Below are 7,203 nucleotides of genomic sequence, written 5' to 3' on the forward strand. Positions count from 1 at the left end.
CAGGTAGTCGAAGGTGACCTCGTCCGGCGCGATCAGGCCCGCGCGCGCGCCGGCTTCGATCGACATGTTGCACACGGTCATGCGCTCTTCCATCGAGAGCGCCGCGATCGCCGCGCCGCGGTACTCGATCACGTGGCCGGTGCCGCCGTCCACGCCGATGCGGCCGATCACGTGCAGGATCAGGTCCTTGGCGCCCACGCCCGGGAGCAACGCGCCGTCGACGTGGATGGCCAGCGTCTTCGGCTTCCGCTGCAGCAGGCACTGCGTGGCCAGCACGTGGCCCACCTCGGTGGTGCCGATGCCGAAGGCCAGCGCCCCGAACGCGCCGTGGGTGGAGGTATGGCTGTCGCCGCAGACGATGGTCATGCCCGGCTGCGTGGCGCCGAGCTCCGGGCCGATCACGTGCACGATGCCGCGCGCGGCGCTGTCCCAGCCGTGCAGCTCGATGCCGAAGGCGCGGCAGTTTTCCTCCAGCTGCGCGACCTGCGCGCCGGCCTCGGCGCTGGCGTAAGGGCGCGTGCCGTCGGCGGACGGCGGCAGCGTCGGCGTGGAGTGGTCGAGTGTGGCCAGCGTGCGTTCGGGGCGGCGCACCGCCAGCCCGCGCGTGCGCAGCTCGTCGAACGCCTGCGGCGAGGTGACCTCGTGCACCAGGTGCAGGTCGACGTAGAGCACCGCCGGCGTGTCGGGCGTCTCCGGGATGACGACGTGGGCGTCCCACAGTTTGTCGAACAGCGTGCGGGGGGTCATGCAGGGGCTCCCATGGATGCGGGCCTTTCTTGAGGAGTGCGGCCATGGATGGCCGCCTTTTGACTTTCGCGCTCATGGACGGGCGCATAGACCCACGTCAGCCAGCGATGGCGATCCGGCGTGCGGCCGTCGAACAGGCCGAAGAACGCCTCGCGCAGCGCGCGCGTCACCGGCCCGGGCGTGCCGTCGCCCACGGGCTTGCGGTCGACCGAGCGCACCGGCGTGATCTCCGCGGCGGTGCCGCACAGGAACACTTCGTCCGCGCCGTACAAGGCCTCGCGCGGCAGCTCGCGCTCCTCCACCGCCAGGCCCGCCTCGTGCGCCAGCGTGATCACCGTGTCGCGCGTGATGCCGGCCAGGATGCCGGCGCTGGTCGGCGGCGTGAGCAGCCGGCCGCCGCGCACCAGGAACAGGTTCTCCCCGGCGCCTTCGCTGAGCAGGCCCTCGTGGCCCAGCGCGATGCCTTCGTCGTAGCCGCCGCGGCGGGCCTCCAGCGCGATCAGCTGGCCGGACAGGTAATTGCCGCCGGCCTTGGCCCAGCTGGGCAGCGTGCCCGGCGCCGGTCGCCGCCAGGACGACACGCACACGTCGGCGCCGCGCTCGGCGGCGTCGCCGAGGTACGCGCCCCAGGGCAGCGCAAGGATCGCCACCTCCACCGGATCGCCCTGGCGCGGCAGCACGCCGAGCGAACCGGCGCCGCGGAACACGATCGGCCGCACGTAGGCCGAGCCCATGCCGTTGGCGCGGATCAGCTCCAGGCAGGCGGCATCGATCTCTTCGGGGCGATAGCCGATCTCGATCTCGTACACGCGCGCCGATTCGAACAGCCGTCGCGTGTGATCGGCCAGGCGGAAGTAGGCCGGCCCCTGCGGCGTGGCGTACACGCGCAGGCCCTCGAACACCGACGAGCCGTAGTGCAGCGCGTGCGCGCCGACGTGGACGGTGGCCTCGTCCCACGGCCTGAGCCGGCCGTTGTGCCAGAGGAAGGGCGCGTTCATGCGATGGCTCCTTGTGGCGCCGGGGCGGCGCGGCGGGCCGCGGCTTCGCGCGCGATGCGGTTGACGATGGAGAGCACGGCCAGCGCGGTGGCTTCCACGATGTCGTTGCTGGCGGCGCTGCCGTGCCAGACACGGCCCTCGTGGCGCGCGGTGAGACGCGCTTCGCCCTCGGCATCGCCGCCCTCGCCGATGGCGCGCAGCTGGAAGTCGGTGAGCTCCAGCGGACAGCCGGTGGCGCGCTCGATCGCGCGCAGCATGGCCTCGACCGGGCCTTCGCCGATCGCCGCCTCGGCCGCCATGCGGCCGTCCTCGTGCGCCAGCCGCACCGAGGCCGAGGCGCTGCCCAGGTGGCTGGCGCTGTGCAGCTGCGCGATGGACCAGGGGCCCTGCGCGTCAGGGTCCAGGCCCAGCGCGAGCGCGGCCAGGTCTTCGTCGTGGATCTCGCTGCGGCGCGCGGTCAGCGCCTTGAAGCGCTCGAACAGGGCATCGAGCGTGGCCTCGTCCGTGGCGTGGCCGAGCGCGGCCAGGCGCTGGCGCAATGCGTGGCGGCCCGAATGGCGGCCCAGCACCAGCGGGACGTCGGCGACGCCCACGTCCTGCGGCCGCATGATCTCGTAGGTGCCGCGGTGCCTGAGCACGCCGTGCTGGTGGATGCCCGACTCGTGCGCGAAGGCGTTGGCGCCGACGATCGCCTTGTTGCGCGGCACCGGCTGCCGGGTGAGCGTGCTGAGCAGCTGCGAGGCCGCGTGCAGCCGGCGCGTGTCGATCCGCGTGCCGACGCCGTAGTACGGCGCGCGCACGCGCAGCGCCATCACCACCTCCTCCAGCGCGGCATTGCCGGCGCGCTCGCCGATGCCGTTGATGGTGCACTCCACCTGGCGCGCGCCGGCGCCCACGGCGGCCAGCGAGTTGGCCACCGCCAGGCCCAGGTCGTCGTGGCAGTGCGCGGAAAACACCACGTCCTCGGCCGGCACGCGCTCGCGCAGGTAGCCGAACAGCGTGGCCACTTCCGCGGGCGTGGCGTAGCCCACGGTATCGGGCGCGTTGAGCGTGCCCGCGCCGGCCGCAGCCACCGCGGCGAACACCTCGGCGAGGAACTCCGGCTCGGTGCGCAGCGCATCCTCGGCGGAGAATTCCACCTCGTGGCATAGCCCGCGCGCCCGCGCCACCGCGGCGACCGCGGTGTCGAGCACCTGCGCGCGGCTCATGCCGAGCTTGTGCTCGCGGTGCAACGGGCTGGTCGACAGGAACAGGTGGATGCGCCCGCGTCGCGCGCCGTCGAGCGCCTGCGCGGCCCGTTCGATATCGCCGCTCTGGCAGCGCGCCAGCGCGCACACGGTGGTCTGGCGCAGCTGGCGCGCGATTTCCCGCACCGCGGAGAAATCCTCGTCCGAGGCCTGCGGGAAGCCCGCCTCCAGCACGTCCACGCCCAGCGCCTCGAGCGATTGTGCGATGCGCAATTTCGCGTGCCGGTCGAGCGCGAAGCCGGGCGCCTGTTCGCCGTCGCGCAAGGTGGTGTCGAAGATCCGCACGCGCGGCTCCTCGGCCTGCGGCGGATTCGATACTGCTGTGTCTGGGTTCATCGCATGGGCTCCGTCAGGTGGAGCCGAGGCAAAAAGAAACCCCGCAACCGTTGCCGGGTGCGGGGTTTCAGGTTTGTCAGGTCGGATTTTTCTTTACCTGGACACGCCTCAGCCCGCACCTCCGCTGGTAATAAGGAGTACGAGTACGAGGGCAAGAAGGAGCTGGCCGCGAAGCGACGCGAGGCCCGCGATCGTCGGGAGACGATCCATCAGGGCGATGCGACGCTGGCTGTTGCGCTGCGGCATGTCGTCGACCTTAGACGTGCCCGCGCAGGCGTGTCAAGCAGTTTCTTATGACGGTTCGTTCTATGAGTTGAAATAGATGTATGGACGTCCATACGTCCGTTGACGCAGGTCAGGGGAGATGGCGCGGCACTTTCGCCATGAGCAGCCGGACCAGCTCCGGCGCCATGAAGCCGTACCGGTCAGGGATGTCGAGGCAGATCACGGGCTTGCCGTCCAGCGCCGCCTTGCAGGCGGGCGGAAGCCGGAAGCGGTGGGCGCGCTCCATCACGAAGATCCGGTCGGCCCAGGCGGCGAGTTCCGGGGTAATCGGGTTATCGGCGTCGCGGCCGACGCCGGCCGACGCGGTTTCGACGCCCGGCCAGTCCGCGAAGACCTGTTCGGCGGTCGGGCTGCGCAGGCGGTTCTTGCCGCAAAGGAAAAGCACATGGCAGGCCATGGGAAGTGTTGCGTCATCCCGACCGGGCGCGCAGCCATCGATCGAGCGTGGCCTCGTCCGGGGCGAGGGGTTCGGCCTGCGCAGGACGGTCGAGCATCGCGGCCAGCGGCGGCGGCACCGGAACGGGCTGGCCCAGGAGCGGCTCCAGTACGGTTTCGAACTTGGCCGGGTGGGCCGTCGCGACGACGCACCAGGCGCGGCCCTGTCGCACGGGTTCGCGGTCGAGCAGCGCCAGCGCCGTGGCGGTATGCGGGCAGACCACTCCGCCGTGCTCGCGTGCGTGGCGCAACAGGGTGGTGCGAATGGCCGCGTCGTCGAGGCTTTCGGCGTGCAGGTCGCGGCGCAACGCGTCGTCGTTCCCGCGCCAGGTCCAGCGCAGGCGCTCGAAGTTGCTCGGCGCACCGACGTCCATGGCGTTGGCGATCGTGGCGACGGCGTCGCGCGGGCGATAGTCGCCGCCGGCGAAGAACTCCGGCAGGGTGGTGTTGGCATTGCACGCCAGGCGCACCTCGCCGATCGGCAGGCCCATGGCGCGCGCCCACAGGCAGGCCAGCGCATTGCCCAGGTTGCCGGTGGGGACGATGAAGTCCAGCGGCGTGCCGTGCATGCGCCACCAGCCGAGCGCGGCGTGCGCGTAGTAGCCCATCTGTGGGAGCAGGCGGCCGAGGCTGATGCTGTTGGCGGAGCTCAAGGGGACATCGCGCTGCAGGTCGCCGTCGTTGAGGGCGGCCTTCACCATGCGCTGGCAGTCATCGAAGCTGCCGGCCACGCGCAGCGCCTGCACGTTGCCGCCGAAGCTGCCGAGCTGGTGGGCCTGGCGCGGCGAGACGCGGCCGTCCGGGTAGAGGATCGCCACGCGCACGCCGGGCTGGCCATGGAAGGCCGCGCCCACCGCGGCGCCGGTGTCGCCGGAGGTGGCGACCAGGATGGTCAGTGCGCGCGCGTCTTCGCCGCGCAGGCGGCGCAGGCAGGCGGCGAGGAAGCGCGCGCCGAAGTCCTTGAAGGCGGCGGTGGGGCCGTGGAACAGCTCCAGCACCAGCGCATCGGGGCGGGCGAGCGGGCGCAGCGGCGCGTCGAAGGTGAAGGCCTCGGCGCAGATCGCGGGCAGCGCGTCGGCCAGGGCGTCGCCGGCGAAGAACGGGGCGAGCAGCGTGGCGGCGGTGGCGGCAAGATCGCCCTTCGGATCGAACGCAGAAGGATCGATCGTGGGCAACTGCTCTGGGACGTATAGCCCGCCATCGGGCGCCAGGCCGGCGGCGATCGCATCGCTCAGGCTGGCCGCCGGCGCGCGGCCGCGCGTACTGACGTAGCGCAACGCACTCATTCCACCCGCTCCGCACAGGGGCCGTCGACGGGACCGACCAGCACGTCGCTGGCCAGGCCTGCCTCGGCGAAGGCCGCGCGCATCGCGGCGGCGGCGGCATGGGCGGCGCGCGCGTCCTCGAACCAGCCGAACACGCTGGGCCCAGCGCCGGAAATGCTCGCGCCGAGCGCGCCATGGTCGAGCGCGGCCTGCTGCACGCGGGCGAAGTTGGGCACCAGCGGCGCGCGGCGCGGCTCGACCAGCACGTCCTTCAGGCCCTCGCGCACCAACGATGCGTCGCCGCGCCAGCAGCCGGCAATGACCTGCGCGAGGTTGGCGCTCTGCGCGACGAACTCGCCCAGCGCGTAGTGGCCGGCCAGCGCCGCGCGCGCCCGGCGCGTCTCCAGGACGTAGTGCGGGTGCACCAGCGCGCAATGCCACGCCGCCGGCACCGGGATGCGCACCAGCCGCGTCGCGGTGGCGAGCACCAGGCCGCCGAGCAGCTGCGGGCCGACGTTGTCGCCGTGGCGGCCACCGCTGGCCACCGCCTCGCCGTCCATGGCGAAGCCGTACAGCGCCTCGCGCGGCAGCGGCTCGTCGAGCAGTGCATTGGCGGCAACCAGCGCGGCCACGCAGGAGGCGGCCGAGCCGGCCATGCCCGAGCCCAGCGCGATGCCCTTGTGCAAGATGAGCTCAAAGCCGTGTTCCAGCCGCAACGCGTTGCGCAGGGCGATCAGCGCGGCGCCGGCGGTGTTGCGTTCGGCCTCCAGTGGCAGCTCGCGCACCACGCCCTCGATGGCGGCGATGCGTACCACCGGCTCGTCGATGCGCGCCACCTGCGCGCGGTCGCCGGCGCCGGCCAGGGTGTGGCCGAGGATGTCGAAGCCCACGCCCACGTTGCCCACGCAGGCGGGGGCGAAGGCGCTGGCGATGCGGACGGACGACATGAGCGGTTCCTTGATGAGGTTCATGCGCGTGCTCCCTGGGCCTCGGCGATGCGCAGCACGTCGGCGAACACGCCGGCGGCGGTGACCTGCGGTCCGGCGCCGGGGCCCTGCACGATCAGCGGATTGTCGCAGTAGCGGGCGGTGCGCAGCTGCACGATGTTGTCGGTGAGCTGCGTGTGGGCGAACGGATGATGCGCGGGCACCACCTCGAGCCGGACCCTCGCATGGCCGCGCACATCGAGGCTGGCAACGTGGCGCAGCACGCCACCGGCGGCGCGCGCCTGCGCCAGGCGCGCAGCCAGTGGCGCGTCCAGTTCGGCCAGCCCACCCCGGGCGAGGCGTTGCATGAAGGCGTCGGTCGGCAGTGAGGCGAGTGACGGCGGCACCAGGCTTTCCACCTCGACCTCGTCCAGCGACAGCGGCCAGCCGGCTTCGCGCGCCAGGATCACCAGCTTGCGCGCCACGTCGGTGCCGGAGAGGTCCTCGCGGGGATCGGGCTCGGTGTAGCCCTGCGCGCACGCCTCGCGCAGCAGCGCGGAGAACGGCGCCGTGCCGTCGTGGCGGTTGCACAGCCAGGCCAGCGTGCCGGAGAACATGCCCTCGATGGCGTGCAGCGCATCGCCGGTGTCGAGCAGGTCGCGCAGGGTCTGGATCACCGGCAGCCCGGCGCCGACGGTGGCCTCGTAGCGCCAGCGCGCACCGCCGACGGAGGCCGCCTCGCGGATGGCCCGCCAGCGCGCCAGCGGCCCGCTGCCGGCGAGCTTGTTGGGCGTGACCACGTGCAGCCCGGCCGCAAGCCAGCCGGCATAGCGGTCGGCGACCGCCTCGCTGGCGCTGCAATCGACCAGCACCGCGGCGCCCTCGATGCCGCGCACGTGGTCGGCGAAGGCGTCCAGTTCGGCGGGCCGCCAGACCTGCGCGCCGCTGCGGCGGTTGAGTTGCG

Annotated in this window: 7 protein-coding genes; all 7 read right to left on the bottom strand. The window is 72.7% G+C overall.

From position 1 onward, the window contains the following. The coding region (locus HOQ08_RS04910; RefSeq protein ID WP_291192243.1) for an aconitase family protein at positions 1-747 on the bottom strand (747 nt) is incomplete at its 3' end. Beyond that, positions 744-1,745 (bottom strand): branched-chain amino acid transaminase, encoded by a 1,002-nt coding sequence (locus tag HOQ08_RS04915; RefSeq protein WP_291192245.1) that lies wholly within the window; start codon positions 1,743-1,745, stop codon positions 744-746. The genes HOQ08_RS04915 and HOQ08_RS04910, both read right to left, overlap by 4 nt. Then, on the bottom strand, positions 1,742-3,328 hold the full coding sequence (locus HOQ08_RS04920; RefSeq protein ID WP_291192247.1) for a 2-isopropylmalate synthase: 1,587 nt from the start codon (positions 3,326-3,328) through the stop codon (positions 1,742-1,744). Before HOQ08_RS04920 ends, HOQ08_RS04915 begins: the two co-directional genes overlap by 4 nt. A 355-nt stretch (positions 3,329-3,683) precedes the next feature. Then, the gene (locus tag HOQ08_RS04925) at positions 3,684-4,010 is read right to left on the bottom strand and encodes a phosphotyrosine protein phosphatase (protein WP_291192249.1); all 327 of its coding nucleotides are present in this window, start codon (positions 4,008-4,010) and stop codon (positions 3,684-3,686) included. Between the two features lie 13 nt (positions 4,011-4,023). Further along, positions 4,024-5,334 carry a threonine synthase gene (gene thrC, locus HOQ08_RS04930; RefSeq protein WP_291192252.1) on the bottom strand — a complete coding sequence of 437 codons (1,311 nt, stop codon included), beginning with the start codon at positions 5,332-5,334 and terminating at the stop codon, positions 4,024-4,026. Continuing rightward, positions 5,331-6,284, bottom strand: a complete 954-nt coding sequence (locus HOQ08_RS04935) for a homoserine kinase (protein WP_291192254.1) — start codon at positions 6,282-6,284, stop codon at positions 5,331-5,333. The genes thrC and HOQ08_RS04935 overlap by 4 nt, the downstream gene beginning before the upstream one ends. Next, positions 6,281-7,203: homoserine dehydrogenase (locus HOQ08_RS04940; RefSeq protein WP_291192256.1), on the bottom strand; the 923-nt coding region annotated here is incomplete at its 5' end. The genes HOQ08_RS04935 and HOQ08_RS04940, both read right to left, overlap by 4 nt.

The sequence above is a fragment of the Frateuria sp. genome (assembly GCF_013362045.1).
In the GTDB taxonomy this organism is placed as follows: Bacteria; Pseudomonadota; Gammaproteobacteria; order Xanthomonadales; family Rhodanobacteraceae; genus Frateuria_A.